The sequence below is a fragment of the Streptomyces sp. HNM0574 genome, assembly GCF_012726235.1.
Classification (GTDB): Bacteria; Actinomycetota; Actinomycetes; order Streptomycetales; family Streptomycetaceae; genus Streptomyces.
On the sequence record NZ_JAASAH010000004.1, the window covers coordinates 63,805 to 80,770 of the forward strand.

At 74.5% G+C, this 16,966-nt stretch carries 15 protein-coding genes; 7 read left to right on the forward strand and 8 right to left on the reverse strand.

Translation table 11 applies throughout. The features are described 5' to 3' along the window. Nucleotides 1-29: 29 nt before the first annotated feature. From HCC30_RS09340 to HCC30_RS09350, 3 genes are all read right to left on the reverse strand, one after another. Complete coding sequence (locus tag HCC30_RS09340; RefSeq protein ID WP_169441948.1) at nt 30-1,046, reverse strand: ABC transporter permease; 1,017 nt, start codon at nt 1,044-1,046, stop codon at nt 30-32. Next, a complete protein-coding gene (locus tag HCC30_RS09345) occupies nt 1,043-1,966 on the reverse strand; it encodes an ABC transporter ATP-binding protein (protein ID WP_169441949.1) in 924 nt (307 codons plus the stop codon). The genes HCC30_RS09340 and HCC30_RS09345 overlap by 4 nt, the downstream gene beginning before the upstream one ends. Nucleotides 1,967-2,040: 74 nt before the next feature. Continuing rightward, nucleotides 2,041-2,418: a GntR family transcriptional regulator gene (locus HCC30_RS09350; protein WP_169441950.1), complete on the reverse strand. Its 378-nt coding sequence runs from the start codon at nt 2,416-2,418 to the stop codon at nt 2,041-2,043. A gap of 186 nt (nt 2,419-2,604) precedes the next feature. Between HCC30_RS09350 and HCC30_RS09355 the strand changes: the two genes are divergently transcribed. Next, nucleotides 2,605-2,835 (forward strand): hypothetical protein, encoded by a 231-nt coding sequence (locus HCC30_RS09355; protein WP_169441951.1) that lies wholly within the window; start codon nt 2,605-2,607, stop codon nt 2,833-2,835. Nucleotides 2,836-2,901: 66 nt separating this feature from the next. Here HCC30_RS09355 and HCC30_RS09360 read toward each other — a convergent pair whose 3' ends face one another. Further along, a complete protein-coding gene (locus HCC30_RS09360) occupies nt 2,902-4,221 on the reverse strand; it encodes a YeeE/YedE family protein (protein ID WP_169441952.1) in 1,320 nt (439 codons plus the stop codon). Between the two features lie 367 nt (nt 4,222-4,588). On the opposite strand from HCC30_RS09360, the gene HCC30_RS09365 reads away from it, so the two are divergent. Then, nucleotides 4,589-5,344 carry a crotonase/enoyl-CoA hydratase family protein gene (locus HCC30_RS09365; protein ID WP_169441953.1) on the forward strand — a complete coding sequence of 252 codons (756 nt, stop codon included), beginning with the start codon at nt 4,589-4,591 and terminating at the stop codon, nt 5,342-5,344. 92 nt (nt 5,345-5,436) lie between these two features. On the opposite strand, the gene HCC30_RS09370 is transcribed toward HCC30_RS09365, so the two are convergent. Next, nucleotides 5,437-6,837 carry a sulfatase-like hydrolase/transferase gene (locus HCC30_RS09370; protein ID WP_169441954.1) on the reverse strand — a complete coding sequence of 467 codons (1,401 nt, stop codon included), beginning with the start codon at nt 6,835-6,837 and terminating at the stop codon, nt 5,437-5,439. A gap of 512 nt (nt 6,838-7,349) precedes the next feature. On the opposite strand from HCC30_RS09370, the gene HCC30_RS09375 reads away from it, so the two are divergent. Next, nucleotides 7,350-9,083, forward strand: a complete 1,734-nt coding sequence (locus tag HCC30_RS09375) for an amidohydrolase (RefSeq protein WP_169441955.1) — start codon at nt 7,350-7,352, stop codon at nt 9,081-9,083. Nucleotides 9,084-9,199: 116 nt separating this feature from the next. Next, nucleotides 9,200-9,844, forward strand: a complete 645-nt coding sequence (locus tag HCC30_RS09380) for a chorismate mutase (RefSeq protein WP_346776560.1) — start codon at nt 9,200-9,202, stop codon at nt 9,842-9,844. Here the strand turns inward: HCC30_RS09380 and HCC30_RS09385 are convergent. Continuing rightward, entirely contained in the window at nt 9,841-10,080 is a 240-nt protein-coding gene (locus tag HCC30_RS09385; protein ID WP_169441956.1) for a hypothetical protein, read from the reverse strand. The two genes, HCC30_RS09380 and HCC30_RS09385, sit on opposite strands and share 4 nt — an antisense overlap. 235 nt (nt 10,081-10,315) lie before the next feature. On the opposite strand from HCC30_RS09385, the gene HCC30_RS09390 reads away from it, so the two are divergent. Next, on the forward strand, nt 10,316-11,053 hold the full coding sequence (locus HCC30_RS09390; protein ID WP_169441957.1) for a hypothetical protein: 738 nt from the start codon (nt 10,316-10,318) through the stop codon (nt 11,051-11,053). Next, complete coding sequence (locus tag HCC30_RS09395; protein ID WP_169441958.1) at nt 11,043-12,410, forward strand: DUF5753 domain-containing protein; 1,368 nt, start codon at nt 11,043-11,045, stop codon at nt 12,408-12,410. The genes HCC30_RS09390 and HCC30_RS09395 overlap by 11 nt, the downstream gene beginning before the upstream one ends. An 18-nt stretch (nt 12,411-12,428) precedes the next feature. Here the strand turns inward: HCC30_RS09395 and HCC30_RS09400 are convergent, their stop codons facing one another. Beyond that, a complete protein-coding gene (locus HCC30_RS09400; protein ID WP_169441959.1) occupies nt 12,429-13,976 on the reverse strand; it encodes a hypothetical protein in 1,548 nt (515 codons plus the stop codon). 237 nt (nt 13,977-14,213) lie between these two features. On the opposite strand from HCC30_RS09400, the gene HCC30_RS09405 reads away from it, so the two are divergent. Then, the gene (locus HCC30_RS09405) at nt 14,214-16,061 is read left to right on the forward strand and encodes an endonuclease/exonuclease/phosphatase family protein (protein WP_169441960.1); all 1,848 of its coding nucleotides are present in this window, start codon (nt 14,214-14,216) and stop codon (nt 16,059-16,061) included. On the opposite strand, the gene HCC30_RS09410 is transcribed toward HCC30_RS09405, so the two are convergent. After that, nucleotides 16,035-16,952: an EI24 domain-containing protein gene (locus tag HCC30_RS09410; protein WP_169441961.1), complete on the reverse strand. Its 918-nt coding sequence runs from the start codon at nt 16,950-16,952 to the stop codon at nt 16,035-16,037. The two genes, HCC30_RS09405 and HCC30_RS09410, sit on opposite strands and share 27 nt — an antisense overlap. Nucleotides 16,953-16,966 lie beyond the last annotated feature (14 nt).

Below are 16,966 nucleotides of genomic sequence, written 5' to 3' on the forward strand. Positions count from 1 at the left end.
CCCGGGCGCACGGGGGCGCCCCTTCGCCGTCACGCGGCGGGGCGCCCCGTTCCCGTGCGGCGGCGGAGGAGGCGGAAGGCGGCCAGGGTCAGGGCCGCGGCGACGGCGAGCAGCAGGGCCGCCGCCACCAGCTGGAGCGGCCAGTGGTGCGAGGCCGGGTGGAACTCGTGGAAGAACCCGGTGGCGCCCAGCTTGTCGTAGTCGGCGGCGCACTTCCCGTAGACGTTGGGCCCGCAGTCGGAGAGCAGCGCACCGCGTTCCCCGGCGGAGGTGACGTAGCCCTCGGAGAGGGTGAGGCCGGAGCCCGGCACGCCGCCCGAGAGGTCGCCGGTGCGGGTGGCGGCGGGCCAGAGGCGGGGCATCGCGAGGTGCAGGCCGCCCCACATCAGCAGCAGCGCGAGCACGCCGGCGCCGAGCCCGGCGAAGGCGCGGCGCAGGGCCACCCCGGCGAGGGCACCGACGACGAGGCCCAGCAGGGCCAGGGCGACGAGCACGGGCCCGTTCGCGTAGAAGGTGGCGGTGTCGTACCAGGGCTTGGCGGTGTCGAAGCGGCCCTCGCTCGCGTTCCAGGCCGTGCGGTGGAGCAGCACGAGCAGACCGGTCCCGGCGGTGACGAACACGGCGGGGACGGCGAGCTTGGTGGCGAGCCAGCGGGCCGGGGAGACGCCCTGCGTCCAGAGGAGCTTCGCGGTGCCCTGCTCCAGTTCGCGTCCGGTCAGCGCGGCTCCGGCCCAGGCGGCGACGAGGAGGGGGACGGCCAGCAGGAGGTGGGTCGTCCAGGCGTAGAGGTCCTTGTAGAGCAGGATCGATTCCTGGTCGTAGGAGCAACGCTCCATCAGGCCGCAGGAGTTGTACTGCTTCCACGCGTCGGCGGCGTCGTCGGTGAGCGGCCCGCCCAGGTACAGCAGCAGGGCCGCGAGCACGAGGACGCCTATCGTCCAGTGCGTCAGTGCGGGCCGGTGCAGGCGCAGCAGGAAGCGGGTCAGGGCGCGGGACGGCGAGGCGGCCGCGGTCCGGGGCTCGGCTGCGGTGTCGAGGGTGCTCATGACGTGGCTTCCCGGTTCTCGGTCGGGGCGGATGCGGGGTCCTTGACGGTGTCGGCGGGGCCCGCGGCCTGCGGGGCGCGGAGGTGGGCGAGGACGAGCTCCTCCAGGGAGGGCCGGCCGGCCTCCCAGCCCTCGGGCGGGGTGCGCTCGGAGGTGCGGACGAGCGCGGTGAGCATCCGTCCTGTGGTGCGGTGGTCGACGACGTCGCGGGGTGCCGGTCCGCCCACCTCGTCGGCGGGGCCGGTGAGGACCGCGTGCGCGTCGAGCAGTTCGTCGATGTCGCCGTCCAGCCGTACCCGGCCGTCGCGCAGCAGCAGGAGCCGGTCGCAGGCGCCTTCCAGTTCGGCGACGACGTGCGAGGACATCACGATCGTCGTGCCGTGCTCGGCGGCCTGGGCCATCAGGACGCCCATCAGCTCGTGCCGGGCCAGCGGGTCGATGTCGGCCATCGGCTCGTCCAGCAGCAGCAGTTCGGGCCGCTTGGCCACCGCGAGGGCGAGGGCGACGCGGCTGCGCTGGCCGCCGGAGAGCGTGCGGACGCGGGCGGTGGTGTCCAGTCCGCCGGAGGCGACGATCCGTTCGGCGGCCTCGGCGTCCCAGCCGCCGGGGTTGAGCCCGGCGCCGAGGCGCAGCGTCTCGGCGACGGTGAGCTGCGGGTACAGCGGCTTGTCCTGGGCCACGAATCCGACCCGGTCGCGGACGGCGGACGGCTGCCCGCCGAGCAGCGTGACGCCGCCCTCGGTCGGCGCCTCCAGGCCGGCGGCGAGGGTGAGCAGCGTGGACTTGCCGGAGCCGTTCGGCCCGACCACGGCGCACACGCTTCCGGCGGGCAGCCGGAAAGTGCAGCCGCGCAGGCCCCAACGGCCGCGCCTGCCGAACCTCTTGCCGAGCTCGGCCGCCTCCATGGCGGTATCGGTCATGCCTGTGCCTTTCGTCGGTTCACGGGGCCCGTCGGGCTCCCGTTCGAGGTCTTGGGGCGGAGTCCGGCCGCCGGTCAGGTGTCGAAGTGCTGTTCCAGCACGGCCGCGAACAGCGCGGCCACGTCGTCCCTCTCCAGTCCGGCGGCGCGGGCGCGCGCGGCCCAGTCGGCCAGTTCGGCGCGCAGCGGTGACTCCGCCGGGGCGGCGCCGAGTCCCTTGCGGACGAAGGTGCCCAGGCCGCGCCGGGCCTCGACGAGCCCCTCGCGCTCCAGTTCGCGGTACGCCTTGAGCACCGTGTTCGGGTTGACGGCGGTCGCCTCGACGACCTCGCGGGCGGTGGGCAGCTTGTCGCCGGGGCGCAGCAGGCCCATCCGGAGCGCGTGCTTCGTCTGCTGGACGATCTGCAGGTAGGTGGCGACGCCGGCGCGCCTGTCGATGCGGTACTCGACCACTCGCAACCACCCTTTCACTAATTGAGTAGTGAAAGGGTGGTGCAAGCCTCCCCGTACTGTCAAACCCGCGGGCCTCGCTGCGGGGCCCGCGGGGCCGCAACGCACCCGTAATCGAACTGGGCCCACGCTCCGGTGACGGCGCGCGCCGCGCCGTGCCACGTCCCCGCGCCGCCTCGTTTCCCGGCCATGAAGGACACGACCATCAGACTGCGGCCGGAGAGGCAGGAGACGCCGGGCTTCGCGGAACTGACCGGTGCCTACTGGCTGGACACCCCGATCTACGCCGAGCTCGCGTCCGAGTGGCAGGAGTGCGGCCGGTCCCTTCCCCGGCCGCAGTCCCCGCACGCGGCGGCCCGGCCGGACGTCACCGAGCACCCGGCGGACGACGGGGCGCCACGCCCCGGCTCCGCCGGCTGAGTTCACACCCCCGGTACGCGACCGGCGCCCGTCCGTGGACGGGCGCCGGTCGGTGAACCTCTCGCGTCAGCAGACCCCGTCGCCCGGCTTGGGGTTGCCCAGGCCGAACAGCGGCCGCAGCCGCAGCCCCGCCCAGGTGCCCAGCAGCGCGATCGCGCCCCAGACCCAGCCGTGCAGGCTGCCGGAGGCGATGCCCGCGAGGTAGGCGCCGATGTTGCAGCCGCCCGCGAGCCGGGCGCCGATCCCCATCAGCACCCCGCCCAGCACCGCGGCGAGCGCCGTACGCGCCGGAACGCCGCGGTGCAGCTTCCACACCCCGCCGGCCGCCGCGGCGACGGCCGCCCCGATCATGATGCCGATGTCGGTGAGGCTGGTCTTGTCCGCGAGGACGGGACCGGCCAGCTGGGCCGCGTTGTCCGGCTGCTGCCAGAACGCCCAGGTCTCCGGCGAACCGCCCAGCAGGCCGACCAGCTTGGAGCCCCACAGCGCGAACGCGCTGGTGACACCCCAGGCCCCGCCCGAGACCAGCAGCACCGCGCCGCCCAGCACGGCGAGCACCAGCGCCCCGGCCAGCAGCGGCCAGGAGCCGCGCACCGCGCGCGCGAGGGCGCCCCGCGCGGACGGCGGCGTACCGACCGGCGGCGGGTTGCGCCGGGCCTGGACCCGGCGGGAGACCAGCACGACCAGGGCGAGCAGCAGCAGTGTCACGGCCAGCGAGCCCGGCCAGCCGACGTAGTCGGAGAAGAGGACGGGGTCGAGCGCGGGCAGGTCCTTCCAGAGGCCGAACCCGGCGGCCGCGATCGTCGACCCGGCGATGAACCCGCCGAGCGTGAGGACGATGCTGCTCTGCCCCGAGCCGACCGCGAAGAGCGTGCCGGAGGCGCAGGCCCCGCCGAGCTGCATGCCCACCGCGAACAGGAAGGCGCCGAGCAGCAGGCCGAGGCCCAACGGGCCCGCGCTGGGCGCGGGTTGGGAGCCGAAGAGGCCCGTTCCGGTGCCGATGACGAGTGCGAAGAGCGCGGCCGTCGTGCCGAGCAGCAGCGTGTGGGCCCTCAGACCGGTGCCGTTGCCGACGGCGATCAACTGCCGCCAGGCGGAGGTGAATCCGAAGCGCGAGTGGAAGAGCGCGACGCCGAGCCCGATGCCGAGCAGCAGCAGGACGCCGGGCTTCGCGCCGTGCGTGGCCCAGACGTACACGGTGAGCAGGGCGCCGAGCGCCCCGGCGACGGCGAGCGGCAGCCGTCGCACGGCGGGCAGCGCGGCGGCCTCGGGCGCGGGGACGCGGGTGGGCGCGGGGGTCACGAGCCCGGTCTGCGTCCGCGATCCGGACGGGGCTGTGGACGCGGCGGCGGTGTCGGCGGGATCGCCGGGGGGAGCGGTGGTCACCAGGGGTCTCCGAAGGTGGGGGCTGCGGCACGGACGCGGCGCGCCTCGGACGGAGTACCCGGCTGTGCGGGGTCGGACACCGGCGGGCGCGGACGGTGGCCGACCGCCGGAAAGGGGGCGGCGGCCGGGGTCAGCGGCGACAGAGCGCGTCGTCGACGCTCCACGCCGTGGCGGCGAAGAGCGCGAGCGCCAGCTCTCGTGCGGGTCCGAACATGCGTGCCACGGTAATGGACGGCGCCGGGACGTCACTCCCCCGTCCCGGATCGCGAGACGTGAGCTGAGACGCGACGGCCCGTCGGGCGGCCGCGGCCCCGGCGATAGGGTCGCCCCGCTCGCCGTCGTCCCTCTAACCGGAGGCCGTGCCGCCATGACCGTACGTACCGAGCACCGGGGTCCCGTCACCACCGTGACCCTCTCGCGTCCCGAGGCGCGGAACGCCGTCGACGGGCCGACGGCCGCCGCGCTCGCCGACGCCTTCCGCTCCTTCGAGGCCGACCCGGAGGCCCGGGTCGCGGTGCTGTGGGGCGAGGGCGGGACGTTCTGCGCGGGCGCGGACCTCAAGGCGATCGCGACCGAGCACGGCAACCGCGTCGAGGCCGGGGGCGACGGGCCGATGGGGCCGACCCGGATGCGGCTGTCGAAGCCGGTCATCGCCGCCGTCAGCGGGTACGCCGTCGCGGGCGGGCTCGAACTCGCGCTCTGGTGCGACCTGCGGGTCGTCGAGGAGGACGCCGAGTTCGGGGTGTTCTGCCGCCGCTGGGGCGTGCCGCTGATCGACGGCGGCACCGTACGGCTCCCCCGGCTCATCGGCACCAGCCGCGCCACGGACCTGATCCTCACCGGCCGCCCCGTCCCCGCCCGCGAGGCGTACGAGATCGGGCTCGCCAACCGGCTCGTCCCCACCGGCCAGGCCCGCACCGCGGCCGAGGAGCTCGCCGCCGCACTGGCCCGCTTCCCGCAGACCTGCCTGCGCACCGACCTCGCCTCGCTGCACGCCCAGGAGGGGCTCCCGGAGCAGGAGGCGATGGCACGCGAACTCCACTACGGGCAGGCCGCGTTGGCGGAGGCCGCCGAGGGCGCGGCCCGCTTCGCCGGGGGCGCGGGCCGCCACGGCGCCCCTTGAGGGGCGCGGGGAACTGCGCGACGGACCACAGCGCACCGGCACTCCGCGACGCACCGACAGGGGGCACCCCCTGAACCCCGGCCGGGCAGGCCCTACCCCTCCGGGTACGGCAGCAGCTCCGCGTCCGTCCGCTCCCAGCTGCGGCGCAGGTCCCGCAGGAGCGCGGCCTCCTCGCGGGCGCGGTCCGCCTGTTCGCGCGGGTCGCGGTCCAGGTCGTACAGGTGGTCGGCGCCGTCCTTGCCCCGGTAGTACTTCCACCGGCCGCGGCGCAGCGCGCGCTCGCCGCGTACCCGCCAGAACAGGTCGCGCCGCGGGGGCTGTTCGCCGCGCAGCAGGTATCCGGCGAGGCTGTGCCCGTCCAGCGGGTGGTCCGGGGCGGGGCGCGCGCCGCCGAGCTCCAGCAGGGTGGCCGTCCAGTCGGGCGAGTAGTGGGGCAGGTGGCTGACCTGGCCGTGGCCCAGCCCGCCCGGCCAGCGCACGATCTGCGGCACCCGGATGCCGCCCTCCTGGAGCGTGGCCTTGCCGCCGGACAGCGGCCACTGGTACGACCAGCGCTCGCCGCCGTTGTCGCTGGCGAACAGCACCAGGGTGTCCCGCTCCTGCCCGGACTCCCGCACTGCGCGCAGGACTTCGCCGACCGAGCGGTCCAGGTCCTCGACCATCTGCACGTACTTCGCCAGCGAGCCGCCGTCCCGGTGCCAGAGCGCGCCCTTCTCGCCCGCCCTGATCCGCCGGACGATCTCCGCGCTCTCCCGCTCGTCGCCCTCGGCGATCCAGGGCCAGTGCGGCGTCGTGTAGTTGAGGTTCAGCAGCCACGGCCGCCCGTCGGTCTCACGGCCGCGGGCGCGTACGTGGGCGGCGGCGCGCTCGGTCAGGACGCGGGTGTAGTAGCGCAGATCGCGGTACTCGGCGTCGCCCTCGTACAGGTCGTACTCGCCGCCGAGGCCGAGCTTGGAGTAGTACTCCAGCGCGCCGCCGAAGTTCCCGAAGAAGGTGTCCCAGCCGGACTTGACGGGGCTGTGGTCGGGCAGATGGCCGCAGTGCCACTTGCCGATCAGGGCCGTGGCGTAGCCCTCGTCGCGGAGCAGGGAGGCGAGCGTCGGGTGGTCCGGGTCCAGGCCCGCCGTGCGGTCGGCGATCGGCTCGGCGAGGCCGCCGGCGGTGCGGCCCGGGTAGCGGCCGGTGTAGAGCGCGAAGCGGGTGGGCGAGCAGGTCGCGGAGCCGGAGTACGCCTGGGTGAACCGCACGCCCTGGCGGGCCAGCCGGTCCAGGTGCGGGGTGCGGATGTGCGCGGAGCCGTACGAGGACAGGTCGGCCCAGCCGAGGTCGTCGCCCAGGATCACCAGGAAGTTGGGCCGGCGGCGGCCCGCGCCGGAACCGGCCGCGCGGAAGGGCCGCTCGGCGGCCTCGGCGGTCCCGGCGGGCAGCGCGGCGGCAGCGGCCGAGGTGCCGATGAGCCCGCCGAAACGGCGGCGGGAGAAGGAAGCGGACATGCGTGATCCCCGGAGGTGAAGAACGGAAAGGAGAAAGGGAGCCGCCGGGCGGGACGGAAATACCGTCACCGCAGAAGCCGGAATTCCAGGACCTCTTGGGCCCGGACGGCGGGGCGGAACAGGAAAGCCGGGAGCGGTCCCGGGACGCGGAGTGCGGTCAGGCGCGGCGACACGCGGCGCCGGTCACGCGACGGAGGTCGACGTGCCGGCGCCGTACGAGAATCTGCCGACGGCTGCGCATGACGAGGGATTCTCACCGGGTCCTTAACCCCGGTCAACGCCGTCGGCGCGCCCGGTGAACGGCCGCCGAGGCGTCATTCGGGGCGCGAATCCCCCGAATCCCCGGCCGCAAATACCTCAGCGCGTCCCAAACTCCGCCCGGGCGCGCGGAGTTCGCCCGCCGGCTTCGTCATCCGTTGTTGATCCGCAGGTATTGACGTGGCAACGGACCGGGACGAGAGTCCCCCACGTTCCCCGATGTGTGTACCGCCCACGAACAGTGGAGGCGCTCCGTGTGCGATCTGCACGACCCTCACGAGGAAGACCGGCAGACGACGGCGGCGAGCGGGCTGAGCCGCCGCAGGATCGTCCAGTTGCTCGGCGCGGCCGGGGCGGGCGGAGCCGCGACGGCCGCCGGTGCCGACCCGGCCGTGGCCGCTGCCGCCGACCCGGCGGCCGCGGACGGGGCGTACGAGCCGCCCCGTGACCTGGCCGAGGACTCCGCCGCCAAGCGCTCCGCGCTGGCGTGGATCGACGGCCACGCCTCCCGGATCACCGGGCTGAACGACGAGATATGGGAGAGGGCCGAACTCAGCCTGCGCGAGTGGAAGTCCTCCCTCGCCCAGGCCGAATTCCTGGAACGGGCCGGATTCGACGTCGAGTTCGGCACCGCCGGCTTCCCCACCGCCTTCACCGCGACCTTCACCCGGGGCAGCGGCGGCCCCGTGATCGGCTTCAGCGGCGAGTACGACGCGCTGCCCGGGCTCTCGCAGAAGCGGGGCGCGGGGCGGCACGACCCGCTCGCATACGTCCACGACCCCTTCGCCCCCGGCTACGGCCCGGGCCACGGCTGCGGGCACTGCGCACTGGGCACCGCGGCCGCTGCCGCCGCCGCTGCCGTGGCCGAGGCGGCCAGGCGCCACCGGCTGGACGTGACCGTGAAGTTCTTCGGCTCGACCGCCGAGGAACAGCTGATCGGCAAGACGTACGCCGTCAGCAAGGGCGTGTACGACGGGCTCGACGCCTTCCTCGACTGGCACCCCTCCACCGGCAACGCCACCGGCTGGGGCACCACCAGCGCGATGACGGCGGTCACCTTCACCTTCCTCGGCGTCGCTGGGCACGGCGGCTCCCCGCTGGGCAACAAGAGCGCGGGCGACGCGGCGGTGATGATGGCGACGATGTCGGAGTTCCTGCGCGAGGAGAGCCTCGCGCCCTCCGGCCGCCTGCACTGGGTGATCACCAACGGCGGCGACGTCCCGAACGTCACCCCGGAGACGGCGCAGATCTCCTACTTCGTCCGCGAGGGCAGCCCCGAACGGGTGTCCGCGCTGCTGGAGAAGGTGATCGCGGTCTCCGAGGCGGCGGCGAAGGCGAGCCGGACCACCGTCCGGCACAAGATCACGGCGGCCTGCTGGAACCAGCTGCCGTCCCGCTCCTTCGCCGAGCTGATGCACGACAACATGCGGACGATCGGCCCGCCGGAGTTCTCCCGCGAGGCACAGCGGATCGCGAAGGAGCTCCAGGAGTCCCTGGGCCTCCCGCAGGAGGGCCTGCACGAGGAGATAGCCGAGCTGACCCCGCCCAACCCGGTCTTCCCCGGCGGCGGTTCGACGGACGTCGCCGACATCAGCTGGCAGGTGCCGACCGTCTCGATGGGCACCGCCCTGGCCCCCGTCGGCACCAAGATGCACACCTGGTCCACGGCCTCCTGCGCCGGGTCGGCGCCGGGCCACACCGCGCTGCTGTCCGCCGCCTCGTACCTCGCCGCCACCGCCGTCGACCTGCTGACCAGGCCGGAGCTGCTGCGGCGGATCACCGAGGAGTTCGAGGAGCGGAAGAAGGACGTGGACTGGCGCACCGCCCTGCCCGACGGGTACGAGCCGCCGATGTACGAGCCGCCCGAGTGGTTCCTGAGACGGACGGGGCAGAGCTGGCCGCCCGGCAACATCACCTGGCCGCCCGAACGGGTCGTCAGCCGCGAGAAGTTCGCCTCCCTCGGCCCCGACCTGGAGCCGCAGACCTGACCCCTCCGGGGGACCGGAGGGCGGCACGGCGGCGCGGCGGCCGCGTCCCCGGGTAGAAACAGGGGCCCGGGCGCGCACCGCCGCGCCGCCGTCCACCCGAGAGGAACCCGTACCCCGTGCCCTTCCGCCGCCCGTCGACGGCCCGCCTCGCACCGGCCCTCGCCGTCACCCTCGCCGCCCTCGCCCCGCTCGCCGCCCTGCCCGCCCCGGCGCAGGCCCGGGCACCGGCCGCCGCCACCGCCGAACGGCCCGGCCTCCCGCCCCTCACCGAGCGCACGCGGCTCGCCGGGCTCGCCGAACTGGCCGCCGAGCGGCTGGAGACGGCGGACAAGGTGGCCGCCGCCAAGTGGGGCGCCGGCAAGCCCGTCGACGACCCGGCGCGGGAGCGGCAGATCCTCGACGACGTCGCCCGGCGCTCGGCCGCGACGGGCGTCGACCCGGACGAGGCCACCGCCGTCTTCCGCGACCAGATCGAGGCCAACAAGCTGGTGCAGCGCGGGCTGCACGCCCGCTGGGAGCGCCACCCGGCCGAACGCCCCGCGCAGCGCCCGGACTTGGCCAAGGAGGTCCGTCCGGTGCTCGACCGCATCACCGGCGAACTCCTCGACGCCCTGCGGGACAGCGAGGCCGCGCGGCACAGCGGCCCCGGCTGCGCCCCGCGCCTGGCCGCCGACACCGCGCGCGCCGCGCACGCCCGCCACTTCGACCCGCTGCACACCAGGGGCCTGGCACGGGCCGTCCCGTCCTTCTGCGCGAACTAGCCGCCACCGCCGACGAGCGCGTGGAAGAGCAGCAGCCCCGCACCGGCCGCGCCGCCTCCGGCGAGCAGCGAGGCGGCGGCCGAGTTCCCGTCGAGGTGGCTCAGCAGGCCCGCGACGCCACCGGTGACGACCGCGAGCAGCAGCACCAGCGCGGCCCGCACGCTGAGCAGCGCCCCGGGCTCCTGTGCTGAACTCGCGTCCTGTGCGGGTGAGTCGGTCGGCGGTTGGTCGGGCACAGGGCCTCCTGCGGGTCGGGTACGGCTGGTGGTAGGCGCCCGCCGGGCCGGTATCCCATGCGCCGCGGCCGCCGTTCATCCGATCGGGTGAGGTGCGCGGGTGCCGCGTGGGACGGCCCCCGCGGCGCGGCCTACAAGCCGCCGACAGGCGGCGGGGCACGGCAGCATCACGCGTCCGCCGCGGGGTTCGCTTCCTGGGGGGCAGGGAGGTGAGGCACGGAAAGAGGGACTCGGCATGCACGACCAGGGCGGACGGAGGAAAGGGCTGTACGCGCTGCCCTCACCCGGCCGGGAAGCACGCGACCGGCTCGCCGAGGACCGGGAGCTGGTGCGGGTGCTGGCCGCCGACGGCTTCGCGGGCCGCCGCTACGAACGCTTCGAGCACGTGCTCACGGAGTACGGGATTCCGACGCTCTGCGCGTGGATGCGGACCGGTTTCGTCTTCCGGAAGCTGAACGGCCGCGGCTGGAACCTCCACCCCGCGGACGACGAACTGGCCGAACTGCAACGGGACTCGGCGCTCCGCGAGGAACTGGCCAACATGACGGTCGCCCTCACCCTCCCGGACTTCCGCGAGAGCGCCCTCCTCGGCGGCGAGTGGCACCCCGACGGCGGCGCGAGCCTGAAGACGTACTTCCTGGAGAAGTGCCTGAACGTCTTCCCCCGCGAGTTCCGCAAGTACCGCACCCGCCGGAGGAAGCTCTCCCGCGAGGAACTCTGGGGCCAGGTGCCGGACGCCCCGCCCGGCAGCGGCTCCGCCGACCCGGCCGCGATAGTCGCCGGACGCGAGAAGGCCCTGCACCACCTGGACCGCGAGGTCTCGCCCCGGACCCGGGCCATGGTGGCGCTGCGGGCGTGGGGGTACAGCCATGAGGAGATCAAGGAGATCCTCATGGAGGACTCGGCGCGCGCCGTCGAGGGCGTGCTCAAGCGCTGGCGCGACAGCCTCCGGGAGGACGCAGATGGCTCCTGACGAGGGGGAGCGCGAACTCCCCTGCGGCGACGCCGAGTTCGAGGCCCTGCTCCAGCGCTCCTCGCTGGGCGGCGAGGGCGTCGCCCGGCTGCGGCGGCGCACCACGCCGGCGCGGGCGCACGCGGTCCGCGGTCTGGGCCGCCTCCAGGACCGGCTGGACCACGCGGCCCCCTCGCCCGAGGAGCTCCGCCGGATCACCGCGCTGCTCCGCAGCCTGGGCCACGACGCGCGCGCCGACGAGGTCGCCGCCCGGCAGGCGCTGCTCTCCCGCGTGCACGGCTCGGCCGCCCCGCCGCAGCCGCGTCCGGCGGCGCCCGGACACCTCGCCCCCGTCATGACGGCCGGGCCGGTGCGCGGCGCCGACCGGGTCTCCTTCTGCCACCACCCGGAGGCGCACACCCCGGCCCGGCTCCCCGCCGCCTCCTCGCTGGCGACCGTCACCGACAGCGAGCCCGCGTACGGGCCGGACGAGTGCTGCCCTGCGGCGTCCCTGCGGCCGCCCGAGGTGGACGCGCGGGGGCTGGACCAGGAGACCCAGCGGATGCTGCTGGCCACCGAGTTGCGGCGGCTGCGCCGGGAGAGCCGGTTGCTCCCGGCACCGGCGGCGACCCCGCTGGGCATCGGCCCCTCGGCGCTGCGCGACATCGAACTCGGCCGCCGCACACCCTCGCCGCACCAGGTGGCGGCGCTGCTGGAGGTGTACCGCGCGGGCGAGGCGTACCGGCGCTGGCTGGGCGTGCTGGCGGAGGCGGTGCAGCACCGCCCGCTGCGTCAACGGACGCCGGGGGCGGCCCTGTTGGCCGAGCTGGAGGCGTCGGCCTCGCTGATCCGCTCGTACGAGATCCAGGTGGTGCCGCCTCTGTTGCAGACGCCGGAGTACTGCCGGGCGATGTACCGGGCCGCCTCCCCGGCGGAGCGCCCCTCGGCGCGGGACGTCCGCCGCAAGGCGGACGAGGTCGCCGCGCGCCGCGAGGGCTTCCTGCACCCAGGCCGCGGCACCCGGCTGTGGGCGGTGCTCGACGAGATGGTGCTGCACCGCAGGGTGAGCGACGACGACGGGGTGCACCGCGCACAGGTGGAGTACCTGCTGGAGCTGAGCGAACACCCGCGCGTCACCCTGCAGATCATCCCCCGGCACCTGAGCTATCCGATGCCGGGCCGGCTCACCGTCGTCCGCCCGCACGACCGCCGGATGACGGACGTGGTCTACATCGAGTACCTGACCGGCGTGCTGTACCTGCGCAACCGCTCCGAGCTGGACAGCTACACCGCCGCCTGGCACACCCTCGCCGTCCAGGCCGAGACCCCGGCCGAGACCCAGCGACGGCTGGTGCAGTACCTGTCGGCGGTGCGCTGAGCCCGGCGGGCTCCGGGACTACCCCAGCGACCGCGCCTTGAAGGCCGCCTTGCGGGCCTCCTTGGCCGTGGCCTTGTCCGGGTGGATGCGGCCCATGGCCTCCAGGACGTCGCCGGTGGCGGGGTGCGCCACCCGCCAGACCTTGTCGAAGAAACCGGTGTGCTGGTCGACGAGCCCCTGCACGAGACCCTTCAACTCCTCGGCCTCGCCCACGGTCTGGAGCTGCGCGGCGATCGTGTCGACCGTCAGCCAGAAGATCATGTCCTCGTCCGGCGGCGGCACGTCGCCCGCGCCGCGCTCGGCGAGCCAGACCCGGGCGAGCCCGCCGAGCTCCCGGTCGTCCAGCACCTCGCGGAGCGCGGGCTCGGCCTCGGTGCCCGGGGTGAGGGACAGCGTCTGCTGGCAGGCGAGGCGGCGGGCCGGCGCGTCGGCGTCGTCCCCGCGGGCGGCGGCGAGCAGTTCACGCGCCGCGGTCACCGCCGTACGGGCCGCGAGCCAGGCCTCGATCTCGGCCCGCGCGGTCTCCTCGGGGTACGCGGGGATGGCGCCGAGCAGGGTGGCCGCTGACGCCTCGGCGAGGTCGCCGACGAGCGGCGCCTCGATGCCCGCGTCCCGCATCCGGACGCGGACGCCGTGCAGTCCGAGCGGGGTGAGCCGGACCAGGCCGTAGCGGTCGACGTCCTCCTCGTCGGGGCCGATGGCCTCGGCGACGGCGGCCTCCGGGTCGTCCATGTCGATCTCGGCGGTCAGCGCCTCGTCGACCGGCCGGTACTCGACGAGCCCGGTCAGCTCCAGAATCCGGAACTGGTCGTCGAGCTTCATCATCGCGGCCGAGACCTCTTCGAGGATCTCGTTGGTCGGCTCGTCCATGTCGTCCGGGACGATCATGGAGGCGGCCAGCACCGGCAGCGGGACCATGGACCCGGCGGCGACGGCGACGTCCGTGGCGGTGAGGACGTAGAGGTTGCCGAGGGCGCTGTCGAGGAAGTCGGCCTCCTCCTCGGGGTTCCAGTCCATGGCGTCGAGGTCGATGGAGTCGGGGTCGATGTTCCCGTCCGCGTCGACGACCGGGTTCATGCCGCCGAGCAGGTCCTCGAAGCTGGGCGTGGAGGCGTCGGCGAGGACGGAGTCCAGGCCCTCCTGCCAGAGCGCGAGCACGTCCTCGGGGCTGCCGGAGACCCGGCTCAGCTCGTCACCGGGCGTCGCGAGGCCGGACGGGGCGTCTTCCTTCTCCTCGCCCGCCGCGCCGCCGTCCTGCTCCAGCTCGTCGATGTCGACGAGGCCGGTGTCGACGGCGAGGTTCCACGCCTCGGAGGTGTAGGTGTCGCCGTCCTCCTCCCCGGCCAGGCCGAGGTGGTCGACGGCCTCCTTGAGGCGGTCGGCGAGCAGTTCCCCGCCGACGCCCACCGGGACGCCCTCCTCCCCGGCCTCCTCGGCCGCGGCACCCGCCCAGCGGGCGAGCCGCACGGCCCGCGAGTAGAGCGGCGCGGCGAGGGCGTCCCGTGCCAGCTCGGCCTCGGACGGCAGCCGCACGGGCGGCATGGTGGGACGGTCTTCACCGGACATCAACGCGCTCATCTCCTACGGGGTTTCCGGACTGCGGGACGCTGCGGTGCCCCAGGGTAGACGGGATCTGTCCCCCACTGCCCGAATCGTGCACCGGCCATCCGCCCGGTGCCGCGGCCCGCTTCGCCGACCGTACGCCACGCTCTTGACAACTCCCGTTTCCCGGCCAGACTTTACGCGCGTAGAGAATCACCGGCACCACCGTCTCCACCGCCATCCGCTTCCCCGGAGGGACCGTTGTCGTCGTCTCGCCACGCCCGTACCGCCGCACTGACCGCCGCGGCGCTGTGCTCCACACTGCTCGTCCTGCCGGCCTCCTCGTCGGCCGCCGCCCCTGACGAGGGCACGCGCATCCACGAGATCCAGGGCGCCACCCGCCTCTCCCCCCTCGCGGGCGAGCGGGTCTCGGACGTGCCGGGCGTGGTGACCGCCGTACGCGGCTTCGGCAAGGCCCGCGGCTTCTGGGTCCAGGACCCGGAGCCGGACGACGACCCGGCCACCAGCGAGGGCCTGTTCGTCTACACCGGCGAGAAGACACCGGACGTGAAGCCGGGCGACGTGCTGCGCCTCACCGGCGAGGTGGCCGAGTACTACCCGGGCGGCGAGGAGGCCGGCGGCCAGTCCGTCACGCAGCTGACCGGCGCCACCTGGAAGGCCGGCTCCGGCACGGCCGCGCTGCCCGAGGCGGTGACGCTCGACGCGGAACGCGTCCCCGCGGCCTACGCGCCGCAGAAGGACGGCAAGAGCATCGAGGAACTGCCGCTGCGCCCCGGGAAGTACGCCCTCGACCTCTACGAATCCCTCGAAGGGATGCGCGCCTCGGTCAACGACGCGCCCGTCACGGGCCCGACCTCGGCCTACGACGACCTGTGGGTGACGGCCGACCCGGAGCAGAACCCCACCCCGCGCGGCGGCACCTTCTACGGCGCGTACGACGAGCAGAACGGCGCCCGCGTCAAGATATCCTCGCTGCTCCCCGCCGCCGACCACCCCTTCCCGAAGGCGGACGTCGGCGACACCCTCAGCGGCCGCACCGAAGGCCCCCTGGACTACGACCAGTTCGGCGGCTACACCCTCCGCGCCACCGAGCTGGGCAAGCACACCGACGGCGGCCTGAAGCGCGAACGCACCCGCGCGCAGCGCGAGGACGAGCTGTCCGTCGCCACCTACAACGTGGAGAACCTCTCCCCCGCCACCGAGGACGGCAAGTTCGCCCGCCTCGCCGAGGCCCTCGTCGACAACCTCGCCTCCCCCGACATCGTCACCCTGGAGGAGGTCCAGGACGACTCGGGCCCCGAGGACGACGGCACGGTCTCGGCCGACAAGACGCTGAAGCAGCTGACGGAGGCCATCGCGGCCGCGGGCGGCCCGTCGTACGAGTGGCGCCAGATCGACCCGGCCGACGGCGCCGACGGCGGCCAGCCGGGCGGCAACATCCGCGTCGCCTTCCTCTACAACCCGGAGCGGGTCTCCTTCACCGACCGCAAGGGCGGGGACGCGACGACGCCCGTGACGGTCGAGGAGTCCGACGGCGCCCCCGCGCTGTCCGCCTCGCCGGGCCGCGTCGCCCCGCAGGACGAGGCGTGGAAGGCCGCGCGCAAGCCGCTGGCCGGTGAGTTCCGCTTCAAGGGGCGCCCGGTCTTCGTCGTCACCAACCACTTCAGCTCCAAGGGCGGCGGCGACCTGGAGGGCGACGAGCCGATGGAGGGCCGCTTCCAGCCGCCCACCCGGCACTCGGAGCCCCAGCGGATCGAACAGGCCGAACTGGTCAACGAGTTCGTCCGCGACATCCGGAAGGTCGACCCGGACGCCGCCGTCGTCGCCACCGGCGACTTCAACGACTTCCCCTTCTCCCCCGCGCTGGACGCGCTCCGCGCCGACGGCGCCCTCACCAGCCCCATGGACCAGCTGCCCGAGAACGAGCGCTACGGCTACGTCTTCAACGGCAACTCACAGACCCTGGACCACATCCTGACCTCGCCGGGCGCGGGCCGCGTGGACTACGACATCGTGCACGTCAACGCCGAGTTCCACGACCAGTCCAGCGACCACGACCCGTCAGTGACCCGGCTTCCCCTCGGCTGAGCTCCACGCGCCGCGCGGATCCACCGCACCACCGGGGCCCGTCGGCCCCTGCTGCCCCCACGGGGTCTGCGGGGCCCACGGGCCCTGCTGCGTGCCCAAGTCGCCCTGTGCCGCCTGCGGTTGGGACGCGTCCTGCGCACCGTCCTCCCGCGGCTCGGTGTCCTCCCCGAGGACGTCGCGGACGAGGAGCGCCGCGCCCGCGACCGCGCCCGGCATCAGCAGCACCGCGACGAAGGGGACGAGGAAGCACAGCACCAGCGGCAGCCCGAAGCCGATCGCCAGCCCCTTGCGCCGCCCGAGCAGGCGCAGCCGCTCGCGCACCGGGATGTCCCGGCGCTGCATGGCGACGGAGCAGAGCTCGACGGCGAGGAAGAAGCCGGAGACGCAGAAGCCCAGCGCGGGGACGACGGTCTGGCCGACGACGGGCAGGAAGCCCAGGAAGAACAGCGGCACCGCGAAGAGCGCGGCCCGCCACAGCACGTAGAGGCTGTCGCACAGGGCGATCCACAGCTCGGCCGCGAGCGACCGGTCCGGGCCCTCGGGGCATCCCCCGTAGGACTTCTCGGTCTCCTCGGAGAGCTTCTCGTAGAACGGGTCGCCGACGAGCAGGGTGACGGCGGTGAAGGTGAGCAGCGCGATGCCGAGCACCGCGAGCCACAGCAGGACGGCGAAGAGGGTGCGCAGCGGCGCCCGCCAGGCCCAGTCGTCCGCGAAGGGCGTGGCCCAGGTGACGATGTCGTCCGTGGCGAAGGCGAAGGCGGCGAGCCCCGCCGCGTACAGCACGAACGTGATCAGCGCGGGCAGCAGCCCGAAGCCGAACCACCGTCCGTGGCCCATCACCCAGCGCTGTCCGCGCCCCAAGTACCGTGCACCCGCCCTGACATCACGCATGCCCGTAAGCCTAT

Bases quoted from the DNA above. Each gene is read 5' to 3' on its own strand.
- HCC30_RS09395 (WP_169441958.1), top strand. From the start codon at position 11,043: ATGGCTCCTGACGAGGGGGAGCGCGAACTCCCCTGCGGCGACGCCGAG.
- HCC30_RS09370 (WP_169441954.1), bottom strand. From the start codon at position 6,837: ATGTCCGCTTCCTTCTCCCGCCGCCGTTTCGGCGGGCTCATCGGCACC.
- HCC30_RS09390 (WP_169441957.1), top strand. From the start codon at position 10,316: ATGCACGACCAGGGCGGACGGAGGAAAGGGCTGTACGCGCTGCCCTCA.
- HCC30_RS09345 (WP_169441949.1), bottom strand. From the start codon at position 1,966: ATGACCGATACCGCCATGGAGGCGGCCGAGCTCGGCAAGAGGTTCGGC.
- HCC30_RS09365 (WP_169441953.1), top strand. From the start codon at position 4,589: ATGACCGTACGTACCGAGCACCGGGGTCCCGTCACCACCGTGACCCTC.
- HCC30_RS09410 (WP_169441961.1), bottom strand. From the start codon at position 16,952: ATGCGTGATGTCAGGGCGGGTGCACGGTACTTGGGGCGCGGACAGCGC.
- HCC30_RS09355 (WP_169441951.1), top strand. From the start codon at position 2,605: ATGAAGGACACGACCATCAGACTGCGGCCGGAGAGGCAGGAGACGCCG.
- HCC30_RS09400 (WP_169441959.1), bottom strand. From the start codon at position 13,976: ATGTCCGGTGAAGACCGTCCCACCATGCCGCCCGTGCGGCTGCCGTCC.
- HCC30_RS09340 (WP_169441948.1), bottom strand. From the start codon at position 1,046: ATGAGCACCCTCGACACCGCAGCCGAGCCCCGGACCGCGGCCGCCTCG.